27 protein-coding genes, 5 pseudogenes and 1 riboswitch are annotated in these 20,846 nt (G+C 70.0%); of the genes and pseudogenes, 9 read left to right on the top strand and 23 right to left on the bottom strand.

The window, feature by feature from the left end; translation table 11 throughout:
• Positions 1-8 precede the first annotated feature (8 nt).
• Positions 9-2,889, top strand: a pseudogene (locus tag G7085_RS34005) (bifunctional [glutamine synthetase] adenylyltransferase/[glutamine synthetase]-adenylyl-L-tyrosine phosphorylase).
• Between the two features lie 45 nt (positions 2,890-2,934).
• Here the strand turns inward: G7085_RS34005 and G7085_RS03780 are convergent.
• Complete coding sequence (locus tag G7085_RS03780) at positions 2,935-3,537, bottom strand: hypothetical protein (protein WP_231979192.1); 603 nt, start codon at positions 3,535-3,537, stop codon at positions 2,935-2,937.
• A 584-nt stretch (positions 3,538-4,121) separates the two neighbouring features.
• Positions 4,122-4,253, top strand: a riboswitch (FMN riboswitch).
• 138 nt (positions 4,254-4,391) lie between these two features.
• Here G7085_RS03780 and G7085_RS31965 point away from each other — a divergent pair.
• The 6 genes and pseudogenes from G7085_RS31965 to G7085_RS23830 all read left to right on the top strand — a co-directional run bounded on the left by G7085_RS31965 (position 4,392) and on the right by G7085_RS23830 (position 8,033).
• A complete protein-coding gene (locus G7085_RS31965) occupies positions 4,392-4,982 on the top strand; it encodes an ABC transporter permease (RefSeq protein WP_197510020.1) in 591 nt (196 codons plus the stop codon).
• Positions 4,979-5,179 (top strand): hypothetical protein, encoded by a 201-nt coding sequence (locus G7085_RS03770; RefSeq protein WP_197510019.1) that lies wholly within the window; start codon positions 4,979-4,981, stop codon positions 5,177-5,179. Before G7085_RS31965 ends, G7085_RS03770 begins: the two co-directional genes overlap by 4 nt.
• Positions 5,176-5,589 carry a substrate-binding domain-containing protein gene (locus tag G7085_RS23845; protein WP_231979191.1) on the top strand — a complete coding sequence of 138 codons (414 nt, stop codon included), beginning with the start codon at positions 5,176-5,178 and terminating at the stop codon, positions 5,587-5,589. The genes G7085_RS03770 and G7085_RS23845 overlap by 4 nt, the downstream gene beginning before the upstream one ends.
• On the top strand, positions 5,535-6,170 hold the full coding sequence (locus G7085_RS03765) for an ABC transporter substrate-binding protein (RefSeq protein WP_331715452.1): 636 nt from the start codon (positions 5,535-5,537) through the stop codon (positions 6,168-6,170). Before G7085_RS23845 ends, G7085_RS03765 begins: the two co-directional genes overlap by 55 nt.
• Positions 6,171-6,187: 17 nt before the next feature.
• A pseudogene (locus tag G7085_RS23835) lies at positions 6,188-7,215 on the top strand (alanine/glycine:cation symporter family protein).
• Between the two features lie 8 nt (positions 7,216-7,223).
• Entirely contained in the window at positions 7,224-8,033 is an 810-nt protein-coding gene (locus tag G7085_RS23830) for an alanine:cation symporter family protein (RefSeq protein WP_231979188.1), read from the top strand.
• Between the two features lie 105 nt (positions 8,034-8,138).
• On the opposite strand, the pseudogene G7085_RS03755 reads toward G7085_RS23830, so the two are convergent.
• From G7085_RS03755 to G7085_RS03665, 20 genes and pseudogenes are all read right to left on the bottom strand, one after another.
• Positions 8,139-9,558, bottom strand: a pseudogene (locus G7085_RS03755) (catalase).
• A 43-nt stretch (positions 9,559-9,601) separates the two neighbouring features.
• Positions 9,602-10,021 carry a Fur family transcriptional regulator gene (locus tag G7085_RS03750; RefSeq protein WP_331715451.1) on the bottom strand — a complete coding sequence of 140 codons (420 nt, stop codon included), beginning with the start codon at positions 10,019-10,021 and terminating at the stop codon, positions 9,602-9,604.
• Positions 10,022-10,106: 85 nt separating this feature from the next.
• Positions 10,107-10,322 carry an MDR/zinc-dependent alcohol dehydrogenase-like family protein gene (locus G7085_RS03745; protein WP_197510018.1) on the bottom strand — a complete coding sequence of 72 codons (216 nt, stop codon included), beginning with the start codon at positions 10,320-10,322 and terminating at the stop codon, positions 10,107-10,109.
• Positions 10,322-10,630: a hypothetical protein gene (locus G7085_RS03740; RefSeq protein WP_197510017.1), complete on the bottom strand. Its 309-nt coding sequence runs from the start codon at positions 10,628-10,630 to the stop codon at positions 10,322-10,324. Before G7085_RS03740 ends, G7085_RS03745 begins: the two co-directional genes overlap by 1 nt.
• Positions 10,627-11,463: an MMPL family transporter gene (locus tag G7085_RS03735; RefSeq protein WP_197510016.1), complete on the bottom strand. Its 837-nt coding sequence runs from the start codon at positions 11,461-11,463 to the stop codon at positions 10,627-10,629. The genes G7085_RS03740 and G7085_RS03735 overlap by 4 nt, the downstream gene beginning before the upstream one ends.
• A 22-nt stretch (positions 11,464-11,485) precedes the next feature.
• A complete protein-coding gene (locus G7085_RS29335) occupies positions 11,486-11,788 on the bottom strand; it encodes an MMPL family transporter (RefSeq protein ID WP_197510015.1) in 303 nt (100 codons plus the stop codon).
• Between the two features lie 14 nt (positions 11,789-11,802).
• Entirely contained in the window at positions 11,803-11,976 is a 174-nt protein-coding gene (locus tag G7085_RS03725; RefSeq protein ID WP_197510014.1) for a hypothetical protein, read from the bottom strand.
• Positions 11,963-12,721, bottom strand: coding sequence for an MMPL family transporter (locus G7085_RS31960; RefSeq protein WP_331715917.1), 759 nt, complete (start codon positions 12,719-12,721; stop codon positions 11,963-11,965). Before G7085_RS31960 ends, G7085_RS03725 begins: the two co-directional genes overlap by 14 nt.
• Entirely contained in the window at positions 12,694-13,236 is a 543-nt protein-coding gene (locus tag G7085_RS31955; RefSeq protein ID WP_331715450.1) for an MMPL family transporter, read from the bottom strand. Before G7085_RS31955 ends, G7085_RS31960 begins: the two co-directional genes overlap by 28 nt.
• 116 nt (positions 13,237-13,352) lie before the next feature.
• Positions 13,353-13,616 carry a hypothetical protein gene (locus tag G7085_RS03715; protein WP_197510013.1) on the bottom strand — a complete coding sequence of 88 codons (264 nt, stop codon included), beginning with the start codon at positions 13,614-13,616 and terminating at the stop codon, positions 13,353-13,355.
• 32 nt (positions 13,617-13,648) lie between these two features.
• Positions 13,649-13,876: a hypothetical protein gene (locus G7085_RS03710; protein ID WP_197510012.1), complete on the bottom strand. Its 228-nt coding sequence runs from the start codon at positions 13,874-13,876 to the stop codon at positions 13,649-13,651.
• Positions 13,877-14,112: 236 nt separating this feature from the next.
• Entirely contained in the window at positions 14,113-14,328 is a 216-nt protein-coding gene (locus tag G7085_RS03705; RefSeq protein ID WP_197510011.1) for an HNH endonuclease, read from the bottom strand.
• A gap of 153 nt (positions 14,329-14,481) precedes the next feature.
• Positions 14,482-14,766, bottom strand: a complete 285-nt coding sequence (locus G7085_RS03700; RefSeq protein WP_197510010.1) for a hypothetical protein — start codon at positions 14,764-14,766, stop codon at positions 14,482-14,484.
• Positions 14,767-14,890: 124 nt separating this feature from the next.
• Positions 14,891-15,325, bottom strand: coding sequence for a hypothetical protein (locus G7085_RS03695; RefSeq protein WP_197510009.1), 435 nt, complete (start codon positions 15,323-15,325; stop codon positions 14,891-14,893).
• Positions 15,326-15,429: 104 nt separating this feature from the next.
• Positions 15,430-15,642, bottom strand: a complete 213-nt coding sequence (locus tag G7085_RS03690; protein ID WP_197510008.1) for a hypothetical protein — start codon at positions 15,640-15,642, stop codon at positions 15,430-15,432.
• 256 nt (positions 15,643-15,898) lie between these two features.
• Positions 15,899-17,319: pseudogene (gene glnA / locus G7085_RS03685) on the bottom strand (type I glutamate--ammonia ligase).
• Positions 17,320-17,423: 104 nt separating this feature from the next.
• Complete coding sequence (locus G7085_RS03680; RefSeq protein WP_197513029.1) at positions 17,424-17,609, bottom strand: ABC transporter permease; 186 nt, start codon at positions 17,607-17,609, stop codon at positions 17,424-17,426.
• Complete coding sequence (locus G7085_RS34000) at positions 17,567-17,668, bottom strand: hypothetical protein (protein WP_408647172.1); 102 nt, start codon at positions 17,666-17,668, stop codon at positions 17,567-17,569. Before G7085_RS34000 ends, G7085_RS03680 begins: the two co-directional genes overlap by 43 nt.
• A gap of 172 nt (positions 17,669-17,840) precedes the next feature.
• Complete coding sequence (locus G7085_RS03670) at positions 17,841-18,209, bottom strand: ABC transporter permease (RefSeq protein WP_197510006.1); 369 nt, start codon at positions 18,207-18,209, stop codon at positions 17,841-17,843.
• 67 nt (positions 18,210-18,276) lie between these two features.
• Entirely contained in the window at positions 18,277-18,924 is a 648-nt protein-coding gene (locus G7085_RS03665; RefSeq protein ID WP_231979187.1) for an ABC transporter ATP-binding protein, read from the bottom strand.
• 89 nt (positions 18,925-19,013) lie between these two features.
• Between G7085_RS03665 and G7085_RS03660 the strand changes: the two genes are divergently transcribed.
• Both G7085_RS03660 and G7085_RS03655 read left to right on the top strand, forming a co-directional pair.
• The gene (locus G7085_RS03660; protein WP_197510005.1) at positions 19,014-19,172 is read left to right on the top strand and encodes a hypothetical protein; all 159 of its coding nucleotides are present in this window, start codon (positions 19,014-19,016) and stop codon (positions 19,170-19,172) included.
• Positions 19,173-19,275: 103 nt separating this feature from the next.
• Positions 19,276-19,425, top strand: coding sequence for a hypothetical protein (locus tag G7085_RS03655; RefSeq protein ID WP_197510004.1), 150 nt, complete (start codon positions 19,276-19,278; stop codon positions 19,423-19,425).
• A gap of 226 nt (positions 19,426-19,651) precedes the next feature.
• Here the strand turns inward: G7085_RS03655 and G7085_RS33995 are convergent.
• Together G7085_RS33995 and G7085_RS03645 are read right to left on the bottom strand one after the other, a co-directional pair.
• A pseudogene (locus G7085_RS33995) lies at positions 19,652-19,849 on the bottom strand (cation:dicarboxylate symporter family transporter); the annotation flags it as partial.
• Positions 19,786-20,751 carry a dicarboxylate/amino acid:cation symporter gene (locus tag G7085_RS03645; protein ID WP_197510003.1) on the bottom strand — a complete coding sequence of 322 codons (966 nt, stop codon included), beginning with the start codon at positions 20,749-20,751 and terminating at the stop codon, positions 19,786-19,788. The gene G7085_RS03645 and the pseudogene G7085_RS33995, both read right to left, overlap by 64 nt.
• Between the last annotated feature and the right edge of the window lie 95 nt (positions 20,752-20,846).

Genomic DNA, 20,846 nt, shown 5'->3' with positions numbered 1-20,846 from the left:
CTGGGTCGGTGAGCAGGTACCAGTCCCCGACAGCCGAGTTCGCCCGGCGCGGGTTCGAGTCCGCCTCCACGGCGGCCCGGGTCTGGGAGCGCTGGGAGGAACGACTCGGCGGGCGACCCCCGGTGGACCTGACCCTGTTCGGGCCGGTGGCCGACCGCGACCAGGCCCTCGACAGCCTCGAACGGCTCTCCACAGCACGCGTCTTCGACGAGATCGCCGCCGACGAGGGCTGGCTCGCGCGGCTGCTCCTCGTGCTCGGAGGCTCCTCGGTGCTGGCCCAGACGCTGCTGCGTCACCCGGAGGAGGCGCGCGTGTTGCGCGAGGCCCGTTCCCGCGGGGCCGAGGGGGATGGCGCACCTTCTTCGAGGAGCGCTCGAAGACCCCCGACGATCTCCGCCTCGCCAACCGCGTGGCCCTCATCGAGGTGGCAGCCCGCGACCTCGCTGCCGACGACCCGGTCGGGATCGTCGACAGCGTGGCGGCCGAGCTGGCCCACATAGCCGACGCGGTGCTGGAGGTCTCGCTCGCGTTCGCCCGCGCCGAGGTCGCAGACGCCGACTGCGTGCGCATCGCGGTGCTCGCCCTCGGGAAGACCGGGGCCCAGGAACTCAACTACATCTCCGACGTCGACGTCGTCTACATCGCCGAGCCGGCCGACGGCGTGGGCCAGGACCGCGCGCTCGCCGTCGGGGCCCGGATCGCGGCCGCGCAGGCGCGGATCTGCTCGGCCCACACCCCGAGGGCACCATCTTCCAGCTCGACGCCGCGCTGCGCCCCGAGGGTAAGGCGGGGCCGCTGGTGCGGACGCTGGCCAGTTCCCGCACCTACTACGAGAGGTGGGCGAAGAACTGGGAGTTCCAGGCCATGCTCAAGGCGCGGCCCGCCGCCGGCGACCGGGAGCTGGGGCAGGCCTTCGTCGACATGGTGTGGCCCATGGTGTGGCGGGCGGGGGAGCGACCCGAGTTCCTGGCCGAGGTGCGCGCCATGCGTGAGCGGGTCATCTCGCTGATCCCGCCAAGCAGGCCGACCACGAGATCAAGCTGGGCAAGGGCGGCCTGCGCGACACCGAGTTCTCCGTTCAACTGCTGCAGCTCGTGCACGGCCGCGCCGACGAGCGCCTGCGGGTCCGCGGCACCTTCGAGGCCCTGCGGGAACTCGTCGATCTCGGCTACATCGGTCGCTCCGATGGGGGGAGATGGCGAAGGCCTATCGCTTCCAGCGGGTGCTCGAGCACCGGGTGCAGCTCCGCAGGCTCCGCCGCACGCATCTGCTCCCAGAGGAGGACTCGGCGCGGGAGCAGATCGCGAGATCGATGCGCACCGATGCGGACCACCTGATCAGGCACTGGCGCAAGTCGACCCGCAGGGTCCGGGAACTGCAGCAGCGGATCTTCTTCTCGCCGCTGCTCGACGCCGTCAGCGCAGTACCGGTCGACGGGCTGAAGCTCACCACGGAAGCGGCCCAGGAACGCATGCACGCGCTCGGCTTCCAGGATCCGCGCTCCGCGCTCGGGCACATCCGCGCGCTCACGAAGGGCACCGGCCGGGCAGCCGCGATCCAGCGCCAGTTGCTGCCCGCCATGCTCGGCTGGTTCGCGGAGGGCCCCAATCCCGACTTCGGCCTGCTCGCGTTCCGGCAGCTCTCCGAGGTGCTCGGCGACGCCTCCTGGTACCTGCGTGCGCTGCGCGACGACGCCAACATGGCCCACCGGCTCGCCCGGATCTGCTCCTCGAGCCGCTACGTCGTCGACCTGCTGGGACGCGCGCCCGACATGATCCGGATGATCGGCTCCAACGACGAGCTCCGCCCGCGGTCGGCGGCTGAGCTGGGGGCCGCCATGGCGCGCGCCGCGGCCAGGCACGACGACATCGACGCCGCCATCGCCTCGGTGCGGGCGCTCCGGCGTGCCGAGCTGTGCCGCATCGCGCTCACCGACGTGCTCGGGCTGGCCGACCTCACCGTCGTCGGCCGCGCCTGAGCGACCTCGCCTCGGCCACGATCGACGCGGGCCTCCTCATCGCCCGCCGGGAGATCGAAGCCCCCGCCGTCGGCGTCGTCGCGCTCGGCCGCTGGGGCGGCGGCGAGATGAGCTACTCCTCGGACGCCGACTGCATGTTCGTGGTGCCCGACGGCGCCGAGGCAGAACGGCTGTCGCAGGCGACGGCGCTGGTCAGGCGCGCATCCGAGATCGTGGGCAAGCCCGGCCCCGACCCGGCGCTCGTGATCGACACCGACCTCCGCCCCGAGGGCAAGGGCGGGCCGCAGGTGCGCACCGTCGCCTCCTACGGCGCCTACTACACGAAGTGGGCCTCCACCTGGGAGGCGCAGGCTCTGCTGAGGGGCCGACCCGGCGCGGGCGACCTCGGCCTCGCGCAGGCCGTGCTCGACGACGCCGCCTGGTTCCGCTACCCGGAGGGCGGGCTCAGCGCCGCGCAGGCGACCGAGATCCGCAAGCTGAAGGCGCGGATGGAGACCGAGCGCATCCCACGTGGGATCGACCGGGCGCGGCACCTCAAGCTCGGCCCCGGCGGCCTGTCCGACGTGGAATGGAGCGTCCAACTCCTCCAACTGCGCCACGCCGCGGCGTTCCCTGAACTCCGCACCACCTCGACGCTCGAGGCGCTGCACGAACTTGCCAACCTCGGCATCGTGCGTGAGGACCAGGCCACCCGGCTCGAGCAGGCGTGGCGCCGGGCCAGCATGCTGCGCGATGCGGTGATGCTGGTGCGGGGGAGGGCCAGCGACACGGTGCCCTCCGATGCGCGGGAGCTCGCGGCGGTCGCCGTCGTGCTCGGCTACCCGACGCGGGAGGCCTCACGGCTGGACGACGAGACGCGGCGGCTGCTGCGCTGGGCCCACGAGGTGGTCGAGGACCTGTTCTGGCGGTAGCGGCTCAGGCGGGGCGGCGGCGCAGGAGAGCGAGACCGCCGAGCATCAAAGCGGGGAACACCATGCCGAGCGCGAGCGCCTCCGGGATCGACCCGAACGCGTCGGCCGCGGCCCCGACCACCGCGGGGCCGATCGCGCACCCCGCGTCGCCACCCAGCGCGAGCAGCGCGAACAGTGCTGTGCCGCCGCGCGGGAACGAAGCGGAACCGAGCGTGAAGGTGCCCGGCCACAGCATGCCGACGGAGAACCCGCCGAGCGCGACCCCACCAGGCCCAGCCAGGGGAACGGGCTGAACGCCGCGAGCGCATAGGCCGCGACGCACGCCACCAGGGTGCCGGTCATGATGGAGCGGACGTTCGCGACGCTGGCCCGCGACCCGAACGCCACCCTCGAGAGCCCCATGGTCGCGGCGAACAGCAGCGGGCCGAGCAGGTCTCCCGCCGTCTTGCTCAGCCCCAGCCCGTCCTGGGCGTAGGCGCTCGCCCACTGGCTCATCGCCTGCTCGGACGCGCCCGCCGTCAGCATCAGGCCGACGAACAGCCAGAACCGGCCGCGGCGCGCCAGGTCGATGTAGCGCATCGGAGCGCCGTCGGGCACCAGGCTGAAGTAGGGCACCCGCAGCAGCAGCAGGGCGTTGAGGGCGGGCACCAGCGCCCACCCGAAGCAGAGGAGGGCCACCGGTCCTGGCCGAGCAGCAGGAAGCCGACGGTGCTGAGCCCCACCACCGCAACGTGGCCCCAGCAGTAGAAGGAGTGGAGGAGGCTCATGTGGAAGGCCTTGTTCTCCGTCGGGCAGGCCTCCACCACCGGGCTGACGAGCACCTCGAGCAGCCCGCCTCCGAACGCGCAGATCACCATCGCGAGGATCAGACCCACCAGAGGGTTGGAGAGCGCGAACGGGAGCACGCCCATCGCGACCAACCCGAGCGCGGCGGCCACGTGCGCCACCACCATCGAGACGCGGTAGCCGACCCGGTCGATCGCCTTGGGCGAGACGAGGTCGACCACCAGCTGCAGGCCGAAGTTGACGGCGACGATCCCGCCCAGCGCGGAGAACGACACCCGAAGCTTGTGTGCCAGATGATGAACAGCAGCGGGCCGAGGTTGTTGACGATGGCCTGGGTCACGTATCCGACGTAGCAGGCGGCCAGCGTATGGCGGTGATCGAGACGCACGCACCGGACACTATCGGGTCGGGGTCGGCGGTGGGCCGCGTGATAGTCTGGCCGCACATAAGTGTTCCGGGGTCGGTGCAATTCCGAACCGGCGGTGACAGTCCGCGACCCCGAGGCCCAGCAGGGCCGGAGGGTTGACTCGGTGAAATTCCGAGACCGACAGTTAGAGTCTGGATGGGAGGAACACGCGCCACGGCGTTGGCGCGTCCGCAGGCTACCCTGCGTGCGCTCCGAGCCGTCCTTGAGCGCCGCCCCGGAACCTGAACAGGACGGGGAACATGACACGCGACGAGCGCCGACACGCACTCACCCTCTCCCGCATGGGCGTGTGGTCCGCGTTTCCGGGGCGCACCCGCCCCGGTCGGCTCAGGCTGATCCCTCCCTCGTCACCGCCGCCCTCCTGCTCCTCGCCTGGTGGGCGGTCACGGCCGCCGGCGCCGTCGACCCCCTGTACCTGCCGCCGCCGGGAGACGTCGTCGCGCGGATGGCGTTCCAGGTGCAGTCGGGCCTGGCCTGGAAGTACCTGGCCCCCACGCTCGCCGCCGCGCTGCTCGGCATGACGTTCGCCGTCCTCATCGCCCTCCCGCTCGGCTACCTTGCCACCCACTCCCGGCTCCTCGGCGCCGTCGTCGAGCCGTTCATCGCCGTCTCGCAGACCGTGCCGCTGGTGGCGATCGCGCCCCTGCTCGTCCTGTGGATCGGCTACGGCACCGTGCCCATCGCCATCCTCTGCGCCATCGTCGCGTTCTTCCCGATGGTCACCACCACCGTCGTCGGGTTCCGCGCCCTCGACATGCGGGTCATCGAGACCGCGCTGCTCGACGGTGCCGACGCATGGCAGCGGCTCATCCACGTCGAGGGGCCGATGGCCGCGCCCGCCGTCCTCGCCGGGGTCCGTGGGGAGTGGTGCTTGCGATGACGGGTGCCGTCGTCGGCGAGCTCGTGATGGGCGGCGCGGGCCTCGGCACCCTCCTCACCCTCGCACGGGAGGCGGCGGACACGGCCGCCGTGTTCGCCGTCGTCGCATGGATCAGCCTCACGGCGCTCGCCTTCCACGGCGCCGTCCAACTGCTCGAACGCGCCGCCGTTCACCGACTCCAGGGAGAAACCTCATGATCAGCCGCCGCTCCGTCCTGCTCGGCAGCCTCGCCACCGCGGGCGCGCTCGCCGGCCTCTCCGCCTGTGGCTCCGCCACGCCGGAGCACTCCGCGGGCACCGTCACCGTCGGGCTCACCTACATCCCCAACGTCCAGTTCTCGGCGTTCTACCTCGGCGTGGCCTCCGGCATCTTCTCCGGTCGCGGCCTCGACGTGACGCTTCGGCACCACGGCCAGCAGGAGGACGTGTTCGGCGCGGTGCTCGCCGGGCAGGAGGACATCGTGTTCGCCTCCGCCGACGAGGCGATGGTTGCCGCCAGCCGGGGCAGGATCTCCGCACGTTCGCCGTCAGCTACCAGACCTACCCGATCGAGGTGCTGGGCCGCTCCGACCTCGCGGTCGACCCGATGGGCGGCCTCGGCGTGTTGAAGGGCCACACGCTCGGCATCCCCGGGCACTTCGGCTCCAGCTACTACGCGGCGCTCGCCGCGCTCCACGAGGCGGGCCTCACCGAGGCAGACGTCGAACTGGTCGACATCGGCTACACCGCCACCAGCGCGCTCGCCGCAGGCAAGGTCGACTTCATCATGGGCTTCACCAACAACGAGCTCGTGCAACTGGAGAGCCAGGGTGTGGGGCTCACCGTCATCCCGATCTTCGATCCCGGCACTCCGACTCTGGTCGGCCCGAGCCTCGTCACGGTGGACACCAGAAACTCCGACGAGGTGCTCAGGGCGCTCGCCGACGGGATGCGGGAGGCACAGGAGGCCGTCATCGCCGATCCGCAGGCCGCCCTCGACGCCACCGCCAAGGAGGTGCCGGCCATGGCCGACCCCGTCCAGAGGGCGTCCGCGGAGAAGGTACTGGCGGCCACCACCGGGCTGTGGCTGCGGGACGGCAAGGTCGACGTCGCCGTCGATCCCGAGGCCTTCACACGGATGGGTGCCTTCCTGAAGGAGGCGGGCATCATTGACGCCGCGCCGTCGCAGCCATACGTCGATCTGAGCTGAGGCACGATACTGGGGCGATGGAATCTCTGAACAACTGGGTGCTTGCCGCCGGTGATGCCCTGTGGACGTGGATCGTCCTCCCGGTCGTCATCGCCCTGGGAATCTGGTTCACCGTCAGGTCCGGGGTGGTCCAGTTCCGGATGGTTCCGGAGATGTTCCGGACGCTGACCGACAAGACTCCGTGCGACGAGTCGGGGAAACCCCAGTCCGTCTCGGCCTTCCAGGCCTTCACCATCTCCGCGGCCTCACGCGTCGGGGTCGGCAACATCGCGGGCGTCGGCACGGCCATCGCAGTCGGTGGGCCGGAGCCGTGTTCTGGATGTGGCTGATGGCCTTCATCGGCGGCGCGTCCAGCTTCATCGAGTCGTCCCTGGCGCAGCTGTTCAAGATCCGGGACCGTGGCTCGTTCCGCGGTGGGCCTGCCTACTACATGCAGAACGGGCTGAAGTCCCGCTGGATGGGCATCGCGTTCTCCGTCATCCTGATCGCCTGCTTCCCGTTCGCGTTCAGCTCGCTGCAGGCCAACACCATCAGCGCCACGATCACCGCCACCGCGGGCAGCACGGCAACCTGGTTGCCGTGGGCGATCGGCATCGGCACCGCCGTCCTCACCGCGCTCGTCGTGTTCGGCGGCGTGCGCCGCATCGCGTCGGTGACGCAGTTCCTCGTGCCGGTGATGGCGCTGACCTACCTGCTGCTCGGTCTCGTGGTGGTCGTCCTGCACATCGAGCGGCTCCCCGAGGTGTTCGCCCAGATCTTCACCGAGGCGTGGGGCCTCAACGAGGTGGTCGGTGCCGCCTTCGGCTACATCGTGTTGACCGGCGTCAAGCGCGGCATGTTCTCCAACGAGGCGGGCCTCGGATCCGCCCCCAACGCGGGCGCCTCCGCAGCCGTGACGCACCCCGTCAAGCAGGGCCTCGTGCAGACACTGGGCGTGTACTTCGACACGTTCCTCGTGTGCTCGATCACCGCCTTCATCATCCTCGTGTCGGTGCCCGACCTCGCGGGGCACAGAAGGGGATCTCGCTCACGCAGGGGGCCCTGACAAGCACGTTGGGTGACTGGTCGGCGATCCTGCTCAGCATCATCATCTTCCTGCTCGCGTTCTCGTCGATCCTCGGCAACTACTACTACGGCGAGTCCAACGTCGAGTTCATCACGCGCAACCCGACGGTGCTGACGGCCTACCGCGTCTTCGCCGTGATCGCCGTGCTGGTCGGTTCGGTGGCCACAGCCGACCTGGTGTGGAACATCGCTGACGGCATCATGGGCATCATGGCCCTGGTCAACCTGGTCGCCATCGCGCTGCTGTCGCGGCTCGCGTTCCGGCTGCTGCAGGACTACAACCGGCAGCGTCGCGAGGGAAGGGACCCGGTGTTCACGCGCGACCTGATGCCCGAGGTGTCGGGCATTCAATGCTGGGAGGACGAGCGCACCGTCACCGGCCCCCTCACACCGGTGGTGCGTGGGAGGCCCGACGCTGAGCGTCAGTTCTTGCGCCTCTCGTCGAAGGCCCACTGTGCGAGCGCGCCCAGGAGCGGGGGCGCGAGCAGCAGGAGGATCACCACGGCAGTGGGCGGCAGGACGAACGCGAGCGCGCTGAGGATCGCGGCCGCCACCAGCGCGACGCCGAACCAGATGATCCCGAGCTTGAACCACTGGCTGAGGGCGACGGCGGCCGCCACCCCGATCACGAGCCCGACCACGCCGAACACGAGCGAGGCCTCTGCGAGCGGGGACGGGTCGTCGGGGAGCCCCCGGGTTCAGCGCGTCGTGGAGGAAGAGGCCGACCTGGGCGCCCGCCGGGACAAGCAGCCACAGAAGGACGGCCCCGGCGAGTCGTCGTACCAGCCGGTTACCTGACTCGCTCATGGCGCCATCGTAGGCGTCCCCGCCCGGCACGGTGGGCGAAACGGATCCGGGTCGCACCCCATCGTGGGATGCGACCCGGAGCCGTCCGACCTGAAATCAGGCCTGGTTGCTCAGCACGGCCTCTTCGATGCGACATCCGATGGTCTCGTCGACGCTCCTCCAGTACTGGAAGGCGCGGGCGAGGACCTGCTCGTCGATGCCCGCGAGGGCTCCGGCGACGGTGGCGACGAAGCGGTCACGCTGCGCGTCGTCGAACACCTCGCGCACCAGGGTGCCTGCCTGGCCGAAGTCGTCGTCCTCGGCGTGCAGGGTGGCGGCGGCACGCACCAGCGCGCCGTCGGACTCCCAGCCGTCCTCCACCGTGACCTCGGCGTCGGCGTAGTGCCTGCCGAAGCTGTTGAAGGTGTGGACGGGTGCGGCGCCGCTGTGCTGGTACTGCATCGGGCCCTGTTCCGCGTAGTTGTTCACGGCGGTGACGGGCTGGTTGACGGGCAGCTGGTGGAAGTTCGCCCCGATGCGGGCGCGCTGGGCGTCCGGGTAGGCGAACACGCGGGCCATCAGCATCTTGTCCGGCGAGATGCCGGTGCCGGGATCATGTTCGACGGTGAGAAGGCCGACTGCTCGATCTGGGCGTAGAAGTTGGTCGGGTTCTCGTTGAGCTCCATCACGCCCACCTCGACGAGCGGGTAGTCGGTGTGCGACCACGTCTTGGTGAGGTCGAACGGGTTGAAGCGGTAGTCCTTCGCATCGGCGTAGGGCATCACCTGCATGTTGAGCGTCCACGAGGGGAAGTCGCCCTTGGCGATCGCCTCGAAGAGATCCTGGCGGTGGTAGTCGGCGTTCTCACCCGCGAGCTTGGTGGCCACCTCGTTGGTGAGGTTGGCCTCGCCCTGGTTGGAGCGCCAGTGGTACTTCACCCAGAACCGCTCGCCCGCGGCGTTGACCCACAGGTAGGTGTGGGAGGAGAAGCCGTGCATGTGGCGCCAGGTGGCGGGAGGCCGCGGTCACCCATCAGGTAGGTGACCTGGTGGGCCGACTCGGGCGAGTTGGTCCAGAAGTCCCACTGCATGGTGGCGTCGCGCAGGCCGGTGTGCGGCATCCGCTTCTGCGAGCGGATGAAGTTGGGGAACTTCAGCGGGTCACGCAGGAAGAACACGGGCGTGTTGTTGCCCACGATGTCGAGGTTGCCCTCGGAGGAGTAGAAGCGCACGGAGAAGCCGCGCACATCGCGCCAGGTGTCGGGGAGCCCTGCTCGCCCGCGACGGTGGAGAAGCGCACCAGCATGCGCGTCTCGGCTCCGGGCTGGAACGGGGCCGCCTTCGTGTAGGCGGTCACGTCGTTGGTCACCTTGAAGGTGCCGAACGCGCCGGCGCCCTTCGCGTGGGGGAGCGCTCAGCGACGCGCTCGCGGTTGAAGTGGGCAAGCTGCTCGACCAGGTGTACGTCATGCAGGACGATGGGCCCGTCGTTGCCGACGGTGAGCGAGTGGGCGTCCGACTCCGTGGGGCGCCGTTCAGGCGGGTGGAGACCCGGTGGGTCGGTACTGGCCGATGTGCTCAGTCAATTTCTTTCCTCTCGTTGCAGTTCGCACAGATGCCCCAGTAGATGACCTCGGCCTCGTCGACGACGAAGCCCAACGCATCGGTAGGGACAGGCAGGGGCGTGGCCGATGTGGCAGGCGACGTCGAACATCGCGCCGCAGCGGCGACACATCAGGTGGTGGTGGTTGTCGCCGGTCTGGAGCTCGAAGCGCGGCGGCTGCCCCGCGGGTTCGACGCGTCGGATGATCCCGGCGTCGTGCAGGGCTCCCAGGATGTCGTAGACGGCCTGGGTGGACGCGCTTCCCACGCGTTCGCGCACGGCCGTGGCGACCTCGGCGACACCGAGGTGTTGGCGCTCCTCGAGCGCGGCGAGAACGGCGAGCCGGCCCGCGGTGACGCGGAGGCCGGCGTCGCGAAGCGCGGTGGACCAGTCGTTCATGCGCCCCACCCTAGTGGGCTTTCTGGAAAGAATCCAATTATGGATCTTGTCCAGGTGTCGTGTGGGGCGGTCGTGGCCCGCGCCGTCAGATCCCGACGAGGGTGCGCCCGTGAAGTTCGCCGTCCAGCAGTCGCTGACCTGCGGTGATGACGTCTGCCAGAGGGATGCGGGTGGTCATCGCGGCGAGTCGCTCCTCGTCGATGCCCTTTGCGAGGAGGCGCCACGCGTCGGCCCGGTCGTCGAGGGAGGCCCACACCGAGTCGATCCCGGCCAGGGTGACACCGCGCAGGATGAAGGGCATCACCGTGGTCGGCAGGTCGTGCGAACCCGCGAGGCCGCAGGCCGCGACGGTGCCGCCGGGGATGGTGCGGGCGATGGCGTTGGCCAGTACCTCGCCGCCGACCGAGTCGACCACGGCCGCGTAGCGCGCCTTCTGCAGCGGGCGGCCCCGCCCTCGAGCTCGGCGCGGGGAACCAGGGTGGTCGCGCCCAGGTCGCTCAGGTAGTCGCCGAACCGGTCGATCCGGCCCGTGGAGGCGTCGACGTCGAAGCCCGCCGTCGCGAGCAGCAGCGTCGCGATGGATCCCACCCCGCCGGTCGCACCGGTCACCAGCACGGGCCGTCGCCGGGCACGACGCCCTCGCCGACGATCTTCAGCACGGCCAGCGCCGCCGTGTAGCCGGCGGTGCCGAGGGCGGCGACGGAGACGGGGAGAGGCCCTCGGGAGGGCGACGGCCAGCTTCGCGTCGATCCGGGCACGGGTGGTGAAGCCGCCGTGCCGGGTCTCGGAGAGTCCCGCGCCGTTCTGGACGATCCAGTCGCCGGGCTTCCACCGCGGGTCGTCAGACTCCGCGACGGTGCCGACCAGGTCGATCCCGGCAACCAGGGGGTCGTGCGCACCACGCCCGGCCGGCCGGTGACGGCGAGCGCGTCCTTGAAGTTCAGGTCGGAGTAGACGACGTCGACCAGGACGTCGCCGTCGCCCAGGAAGGACTCGTCATAGGTCTCGAGCTGGACTCCGGATTCACGCACCACGATGCCATTGATCATGGCGCCCAGCTTACGGGCGGGCGTGCCGCGGGGTCGGGTCGGTCCCCTCGGGTGGCTGCGGCTCAGCCGCGACGGCCACCAGACGGCGGGGCCGATGTCGTAGACCAGCGCGGGCACGAGCAGCGTCCGCACCACGAACGTGTCGAGCAGCACGCCGAACGCGACGATGAACGCCAACTGGAGGAGGAACAGGATCGGGAGCACCGCAAGGGCGGCGAACGTTGCGGCGAGCACGATGCCGGCCGACGTGATGACGCCGCCGGTCACGGCCAGCCCGCGCAGCACGCCCTCGCGGGTGCCGTGTCGCACCGACTCCTCGCGCACGCGCGTCATCAGGAAGATGTTGTAGTCGATCCCGAGCGCGACCAGGAACACGAAGCCGTAGAGCGGCACCGACGGGTCGGCCCGGGCAGCTTCAGGATGTGGTTGAACACGATCGCCGCCGTGCCATGGCGGTGCCGAAGCTCAGCGCGGTCGTGGCGATCAGCAGCACCGGCGCCAGCACCGCGCGCAGCAGGAAGATCAGGATGACGAGGATCACCGCCAGCACCAGCGGGATGATGACGGCCCGGTCGCGTTCCGAGGTGGTGCGGGTGTCGAGGTCGGTCGCGGTGGTGCCGCCGAACTCCGCGGTGCCCGCGAGATCCTCCCGCAGCGAGACGATGGTGTCGATGGCCGCGTCGCTGTCGGCCGCGTCGGCCAGGGTGGCCAGCAGCATCACCTGGCCCTCGCTCACGGTCGGGCCGGGGCGGGGGTGCCGGGCGGGCCGAGCGGCTGGATGCCGTCGGCCGTCACCGACGCGGAACCCGACGGCGAGTCGGTGGCCACGACGCTGACGGAGGCGACGCCGTCGTGGGCGAGGAGGGTGTCGGCCACCTCCTGGAGGCGCGCCTCATCGGTCAGCACGTAGGCGGGGGACCCCGAGCCGCCGGGGAAGTGCTTGCCGAGGAGGGCCTGGCCGTCGCGGGCGTCGGAGGTGCCGAGCACGAACTCGCTGGGCGGCACGCCGTCCGCCCGCAGCGTCGGGACGAAGGCGGCGCCGCGGCGAGCAGGATGGTGCAGACGATCCACACCGTGCGCGGGCGACGCGACACGAAGGCGCCGATGCGGGCGTAGATGCCGGTGTGGGTCTGCTGATCGTCGGTGCGGTCGGGTCGAAGCGCGGGCGGCGGGGCCAGTAGGCGACACGTCCCAGCAGGTAGAGCAGGCTCGGCAGCAGCGTCAGCGCCGACGCCATCGCGAACGCGATGCCGATGGAGGCAACGGGGCCGAGCGAGCGGTTGGAGCCGAGGTCGCTCAGGAGGAGGCACAACAGGCCGGCGATGACGGTGCCACCCGAGGCGAGGATCGGCTCGACGACGCCCTTCAGGGCGGCCCTGGTGGCGTCGGCCCGGGAGCGGTGGCGACGCAGTTCCTCCGCGTACCGGGCGGTGTAGAGCAGCGAGTAGTCGGTGGCGGCGCCGATCACGAGGATGAACAGGATGCCCTGGGTCTGACCGGTGAGGGTGAGGATGCCCGCCTTCGCGAGCCACCAGTTGGTGAGCAGCGCGACACAGAGCGCGAAGACGCTCGTCGCGAGCACGGCGAACGGCAGGATCGCCGAGCGGTACACGACGAGCAGGATCACGAGCACCAGGGAGAGGGCCACGATGAGGAGGAGACCGTCGATCCCGCTGAACGCGTCGACGAGGTCGCTGGTGAAGCCGGCCGGCCGGTGATGTGGAACTCGATGCCGTCGGGCAGCTGGTCGGAGATGTCCGTGCGGATGGCGGTGACCGTGTCGACGAGCTCGGCCTCCGAGTCGATGCCGATGAACGCCTGGGCGGCGAGGCCGTCCTCCGACGGGATCAGCGGCGAGGCGCCGACCACGCCGTCGGTGGAGGCGACGTCCTTGACGGTCGCGCCCAGGTCGCTCAGTTGCTCGTCGGTGAGGGCCTCCTTGCCGGCGAAGATCGCGATGGCCGGGATCTCGTCGTCGCCCACGAAGTCGAGGTAGCGCTGGCCGACGATGGTCGCCTCGGCGGAGGCGGGGAGGAACGCCGACTGGTCGTTCTGGGCCACCTCGCCGACGCGCCCAAAGTAGGGGCCTCCGATCCCCGCACCGACGAGCCAGATCAGGATCAGTGCCACGGGGATGAGGACCCGCGCCCTCCGGGAGGTCATCATGGTCACGAGTCTAGGTGCGGTGGCGGCCCGCGGTGGGCGGTCCCACGTCCGGAGTGGGACGGCCGATCTCCTCGGAAAAATCGGCCACTGGCCTGTTCTGGTCGGTCTGCAAGAAACTATCGGCCACCGGGTGGGGTGGCCGGGCCCCGGTGCGCGCCGGGTGGCGATTCTCCCGACGCGACCGATCGGAATCGGCTACCAACCGGGTGTCCGCAGGGCGGCGCGGGCGCCGCGGCGATGAGGACCACCGCCTCGGTCGCGAGGGCAACCAGCGAGCCGTGCGGGTAGTACTGCAGCGCCAGGGTGCCCGCCGCGAGCACCGGGAGGCTCAGGCCGAGGACGACCCGCGTCCAGGGGCGCCATGTGCGGCCGGCCGTCAACGCCGCCACGATGCCCGCCAGCCCGATGAGGATCAGCCAGTACCCCTCCGCGCCCCACAGCGGATGCAGCGGCGAGTCGTAGGGGTCCCGAGGTAGCTGATCACGGTGACCCCGGCGCCGAGGAGGATGAGCCACGCGAACAGCCGTCCTCCCAATCCCGCGCGGCGCATGTCTGGCAGCAGGGAAAGGCCGATGGCAAGGAACGACACCGCGCCGAGGCAGCCGAACACCACGTACGGGTCGCCCGCTTTCTCGGCCAACGCACGGTACAGCGGCGTCTGGCTGACCTGGTCCTGCCAGCGCCAGCCCAGCCGCCTGCCACGAGCGGGAGGGTGAGGAGGGCCCACAATCCCCGAAGGCGCAGAGGGCCAGCCGCCACGGGCGGGAGGCGTCGGTGAGGTTCGGCTGGGCGGGCTGCGTCGCCGCGGTCGGAGTTGCCACGCCCAAACAGTTAGCAGAAGCGCGGTCGACCGGTGCGTGATCCGCGTAACTGCTGTCAGCCCAAGGCCAGGGTCCCGGACGGGGTGACGACGTAGTGGTAGCCGAGCGGGCTGGTCCATCTGACCTGGCCGGGAGTGGGTTGTTCCAGGACCCACCAGCCCGCCGTCTTCGCGCGATGAACCCGCCTGGTGAGCGGGGCGAGGTTCCCGATCCTGGTCTGGCCTCGACGGCTCGGTCGGTAGGCGATCGTGTGGTCCAGATCCAGGCCCACGGAGCATCGATCCGAGAACGGGAACGGCTCATGGGGAACGCCAGGATGGTGGCTCGTCGCATCACGTCGCTCGGCACGTAGGCGTCGGCCGGGGCGAGGTTCGGCAGGTCGATCACGGGCTGCACCGTGAGGTTCACACCGGGATCTCCCCGGTCAGCTCGGCCAGCAGCCGGGTTGTGATGTGTCCGGCCCCTCCACCCGGGCAACCTTGGTGCTGTTGCCCAGCGCGTCGGTGTTGATGTGGATGTTCAGGACCAGTGTCGGGCGATGCTTCGCCGGTGAGGACAGAGTTCTCCCGTCGATCCAGGCCGGGGTTTTCCCGAAGGACTCCGAAGCGGGGTGCGGCGGTGGCGAATCGGCCCTTCCGGAGCGGATGGACGCCAGCGGCCAGCGGGGTGGTGGTGGGCTGGAGGCCAACTTCTCGAGGTACGCCTCCATGACCTCTGTCGGGCTCCCGTTTGTCTGTGGCGCGGTGGGCGGCACCTCTGCCCGCCCGGCTTCCTGCCCGGCAGGTTCGGCGTTCGCGGTGTGGCAGCCGCAGCATTGATGGTGGAGCGGAAGTTCAGCCTGGCCATGGGCCTCCATCAACGCGACCGCGTAATACGGGTCGGTCAGAACCCCAATGCCTTCGCGCGGAGTTGCGCGTGCGTGAGCGTGGGGAAGTCGCCCCGATCAGGTCAGCGAACCAGGAGAGCCGGTCGTCCACCAGCCGGGCGTCGGTCACGTCGAGGCGACCGGTGAGGTTCATCACACCCTCGTAGGCTCCCCATATCCACACACCGCGGTCTTCTCGCGCCTTGCGTTCCTGTTGCGCTGCCAGTTCGGTGTCGGACGAGATGATGAGTTTGTCGAGCGCGTTGAACGCCGCCTGCCAGCCTCTGCCCGCCTGTTGGCGCAGCCATGCGGTGGTCACCGCGTCGGCCTGGATCGGGTGCAGGAGCGCGCAGCGCCTTGCTGCCTTCAGAGCTCGGGCGGCGTCGATCTCCAGGTCCTGCACCGCCTGGAAGAGGCGCGCGTGGCGGTACTGCAGGTTCAGGGCGTCGGCGATCCGACCCGCCGCGGCGGTGGCAGTGCAACTCAGGAGCCCGGCCAGCTCGAGGCTCAGGAACTCCGAAACGGTCGGGGTGCCTTCGCCGCCGGGCGGATGCGGCGCTCGACAAGCGCCTCTGCGAGTTCGGCCTCCTGCAGGTTGTAGAGGCTCGCAAGCTCGCAGATGACGCGGATGGTTCCGGCCTCGGCAACGCGGCGCATGCGGTCGAACGCGAGGAGTTCGTCGGAGACTCCTCGGGCTTGACCGACTGCGTTGCCGTCCATGGAACCAACTATTCCAGTCGGGTCTGACAGTTTCGCGCTGCGCCACCAGCACCGACAGTCGTTGGTACACCTGGATCAGAGCCAGTGAATCCATCGGGGTTGGCCGCCGCCCGCGCGCACACGGAGCCACTCGGCCCTGGCTGCTTCGTACCTCGTGGCAAGGGCGTAGTCGGCCTCTCCCGTCCTCCGAAGCCCACGCAGAAGGGCCCCTGGCCTGCATGTCTGCAGGTCAGGGCCCTCGCTCGAGCGCGTCGGCTCAGATGGCGTAGTACAGCTCGAACTCGTGCGGGTGCGGGCGCATCGCGATCGCCTGGATCTCCGCGCGCTTCAGCTCGATCCACGTCTCGATCAGGTCGGGGGTGAACACGTCACCGGCGAACAGGAACTCGTGGTCGGCCTCGAGCGCTTCGAGGACGGCGCCCAGGTTGCCCGGGACGGTCGGCACCTGGTCGTGCTCCTCGGCGGGCAGCTCGTACAGGTCCTTGTCGATCGGGGCCATCGGCTCGATCCGGTTCTGGATGCCGTCGAGGCCGGCCAGCAGCATCGCCGCGAACGCCAGGTACGGGTTCGACGACGGGTCGGGGCAGCGGAACTCGATGCGCTTGGCCTTCGGATTCGAACCCGTGATCGGGATGCGGATGCAGGCCGAGCGGTTGCGCTGCGAGTAGACCAGGTTGACGGGGGCCTCGAAGCCGGGGACGAGGCGGTGGTACGAGTTCACCGACGGGTTCGTGAAAGCCAGCAGGGCGGGGCGTGCTTCAGCAGGCCGCCGATGTACCAGCGGGCCATGTCGGAGAGCCCGGCGTACCCGTTCTCGTCGTAGAACAGCGGCTCGCCCTTGTCCCAGATCGACTGGTGGCAGTGCATGCCGGAGCCGTTGTCGCCGAAGATCGGCTTGGGCATGAAGGTGGCCGTCTTGCCGGCCTCCCAGGCGGCGTTCTTCACCAGGTACTTGAACTTCATCACGTCGTCGGCCGCCTTGAGCAGCGTGTCGAAGCGCCAGTTGATCTCGGCCTGGCCAGCGGTGCCGACCTCGTGGTGCGCCCGCTCAACCTCGAGCCCGGCGTTGCCCATGTGGCGGACGATGTCGTCGCGCAGGTCACCGAAGTGGTCGACCGGAGCGACGGGGAAGTAGCCACCCTTGAACTTGACCTTGTAACCGCGGTTGCCGCCGTCCTCGACGCGGCCGGTGTTCCAGGCGCCCGCCTCGGAGTCGATGTGGTAGTACGACGAGTTGGCGGAGGTGTCGAAGCGGATGTCGTCGAACACGTAGAACTCGGCCTCGGGCGCGAAGTAGGCGGTGTCACCGACGCCGGTGGAGGCCAGGTACGCCATCGCCTTGCGGGCGATGTTGCGCGGATCGCGCGAGTACGGCTCCTTCGTCAGCGGGTCGTGCACGAAGAAGTTCACGTTCAGCGTCTTCGAGCGCCGGAACGGATCGACGTACGCGGTGGTCGGGTCGGGGAACAGCGACATGTCCGACTCGTGGATCTTCTGGAAGCCGGTGATCGAGGAGCCGTCGAAGCCGAGGCCGTCTTCGAAGACCTCCGGCCCGAAGGCGGCGGCGGGGACGGTGAAGTGCTGCATGACACCCGGCAGATCGCAGAAGCGCACATCGACGGTCTCGATGCCTTCTTCCTTGAGGTAGGCCAGGAGATCTTCTGCGCCTTGGAACATGTCGTGGGTCCTTACTTGTTCGAGGTTACGAGTGAACCGTACGGGGGATCTTTGCCCGGCAGTTGCCGGCTCGTTTCAGCCGCGTTACGAAACCCCGGATACCTTCATCGAGTCTGACGTGGCATCGACGCGGCGGCGACGACCAGCATCGCGAAGACGAGGACGCCCAGCAGCCCGAGCCGCACCCAGGTTCCTCCCGACGGTTCTGCGTTGGACGTCAGGTCGGTCACCACGTCGGTGGCCCACGTCATCGGGAGCACCTTCGCCACCGGCGCCAGCCAGTCGGGCAACGTGTCCACCGGGCGAACAACCCACACAGGAACAGTTGGGGCCCGATGAAAAGGGGCATGAACTGCACGGCCTGGAACTCGGTGCGCGCGAACGCGGAGGCGAGCAGCCCGAAAGCCACCCGACCAGCCCGTCGAGCAGCGCCAGCAGGAGGAGCATCGGCACCGGCCCGTCGGTCTCGACCCCGAACACCCCGAGCACGAACGCGGCCAGCACCGAAGCCTGGATGACCCCTAGCAGCCCGAACACCGCCCGTAGGAGGCGAGCAGGTTCCACCGGCTGAGCGGGGTCGTCAGGAGCCGCTCGAGGGTGCCGGTCGTGCGTTCCCGGAGCATCGCGATCGACGTGACGAGGAACATCAGCATCATCGGAAGCACCGCGAGCATGGTGGGGCCGATCCGATCAAAGGCGGGTTCCTGCCCTGGTGGCACCGGAGAGTCGCGCAGCACGAAGTAGAGAAGCGAGATCAGGATCACGGGCATCACGAGGATGATCGCGACGGTGCGGTGATCGGAGCGCAGCTGCGCGGCAATCCGCGCCGAGGTCGCGAACGGCCTGCGCCTTCGGACGGTGGCGCCGTGCCGGGCGGCGGAGTCGGTCATGGTCGCATCTCCTGCCTGATCAGCGCCAGGAATGCGGACTCGGGGCTCCCGGTGCCCGTGCGCTCCATCAGATCGGGCATCGGGCCGTCGGCCAGGAACCGCCCTCGCGCATCAGCAGTACGGAGTCGCAGCGGGTGGCCTCGTCCATCACATGGCTGGACACCAGCAGTGTCGTGCCCGCGGCTGAGAGTGATCTGAAATGACCCCAGAGCGACTCGCGCGTCAGCGGGTCGAGCCCGACGGTCGGCTCGTCGAGGATCAACAGGTCAGGGCGCCCGACCAGCGCGCAGGCAAGCGACGCGCGGCTCGCCTCGCCTCCCGAGAGGGTCTCCACCCTGCGGTCGGCGAGGGCGCCCAGCTCGACGGACCCGATGGCGGCATCGGTCTCTGCGCGCCCGACCCCCTGCAGCCGCCCGAAGTAGGCGACGTTCGCCCTGACGGAGATGTCGCCGTAGATGCTCAGCGACTGGCTCGTGTAGGCAACGCGACGGCGCAGGGCCGGATCGCCGGCGGGGAGCCCGAGCAGCGTGAGTGAGCCGGAACGGATCTTCTGGACGCCGACCATCGCCCGCATCAGCGTCGTCTTGCCGCAGCCCGAAGGCCCGAACAGCCCGGTGACCGAACCGGGAGGGAGGCTCAGGTCGAGGCCGTGCAGGATCTCCGTCCTGCCGCGCCGCACGACGAGGCCGGTGGCATGCGCGGCCGGTTGCTCCATGGCTGGGAATCTACTCCTGAACCACCCGGCCGGGGCGACCCGTCGTCGAGGGCATCGCGCAGGACGATGCCGCCGCCTACGGTGATGTCGTGACCGATCCGGCGGACGCCGACGTGGCCGTCATCCGGCTCCAGGCGCCCTACGAGCAGCGCGCCACCGTGTTCGAGAATTTCTTCCACGCGGGCAGCCTCGATTTCCCGTCGAGGTCGTCGAGCACGTCCGTGAGGTGGCGGGCCACGTGCCGGTGATCCTCGACGTCTTCGCCGACCGACCGGCCATCCTCACCCCGTTCACGGGCATCGCGGCCGCGATCACCGTCAACTGGGGGCCGGCGCGGACGCGCTGCTCGACGTGCTGACCGGCGTTCACGAGCCGCAGGGCAGGCTGCCGTTCGACCTGCCGTCCTCGATGGAGGCCGTCGTGGCCTCCGACCCGGACGTGCCGTTCGACACCGCCGATCCGCTGTTCCGGTTCGGGCACGGGCTGGGCTACGGCGGCTGAGGGACCCGCGCCACAACAGGTTCCGGGGCCCGGGCGGTCGATCGCCCGGGCCCCGACCCGTCTGCCCGACCCGTGTCGGCTCAGACGGTGGCGAAGCTCGGCTTCGCGTTGTAGATGTCCTCGTCGAGCACGCCCTCGCGCTTGGCGACGATGGTCGGCACCAGGGCCTGCCCGTCACGTTGAGCGCGGTGCGGCCCATGTCGACGATCGGCTCGACCGCGAGGAGCAGGCCGACGCCGGCAAGCGGAAGCCCGAGGGTCGAGAGCGTCAGCGTCAGCATCACGGTCGCCCCGGTCGTGCCCGCGGTGGCCGCGGAGCCGATGACGGCCACGAAGGCGATCAGCAGGTAGTGCGTCAGGTTCAGCTCGATCCCGTAGAACTGGGCGATGAAGATCGCGGCGAGGGCGGGAACACCGCGGCGCACCCGTCCATCTTCGTGGTCGCGCCGAGCGGGACGGCGAACGAGGCGTAGCCGCGGGGCACCCCGAGGTTGCGCTCGGTGACCTGCTCGGTGACGGGCATCACGCCCATGGAGGAGCGGGTGACGAAGCCGAGCGAGATCACGGGCCACACGTTGCGGTAGAACTGCCCGACGCCGAGGCCGTGGAGCTTCAACACCAGCGGGTAGACGACGACCCACACGACGACGAGGCCGAGGTACAGCGCGAGCACGAACACGCCGAGCGATGCGAGCGACGACCAGCCGTAGGTGACGATGGCCTTGCCGATCAGCGCGGCGGTGCCGATGGGCGCGAGGCGGATGATCCACCACAGCACCTTCTGCACCACGGCCAGCGCCGACTCGGCGAGCGCGACGAAGCTGTCGGCCTTGGGGCCGACCTTGAGGGCGGCCACGCCGAGCGCGATGGAGATGAGCAGGATCTGCAGGATCGAGAAGCTGGGGCTCGCGGTGACGCCGGCGTCGGACTGGCTGACCCGCACGGTCAGGCCGAAGATGTTGGACGGCACCAGGCCGGTGAGGAACGCGGTCCACTCGCCGACTCGACCGGGCTCCTCGGCGTTGGCTGCGCTGACCCCGGCGGTGAGCCAGGGCTTCGAGAGGAGACCGACGCCGATCCCGACCACCACGGAGGCGAGGGCGGTGACGGCGAACCAGATCAGCGTCTGGACGGCGAGTCTGGCGGCGTTGGCCACCTCGCGGAGGCGGGCCACCGAGGAGATCACCGCGGTGACCACCAGCGGGATGACCAGCACGGTCAGCAGCGAGACGTAGCCCTTGCCGACCTCGGTGAGCAGCGTGGTGAGCCAGTTCGGGCCCTCGGCCTCGCCGACGGGGCCGATCGCGACGGCGGCGAGGCCGAGCACGAGACCCGCGATGAGACCGACGACGATCTGGAACGACAGTTGGGTGTAGAAGGGCTTCGACTTCGCGGGGCGGAGTCGGGCCGGCCGGATTCGGG

This window comes from Tessaracoccus coleopterorum, assembly GCF_011174705.1.
In the GTDB taxonomy this organism is placed as follows: domain Bacteria; phylum Actinomycetota; class Actinomycetes; order Propionibacteriales; family Propionibacteriaceae; genus Arachnia; species Arachnia coleopterorum.
This window is presented reverse-complemented; position numbering and strand designations above follow the sequence as displayed.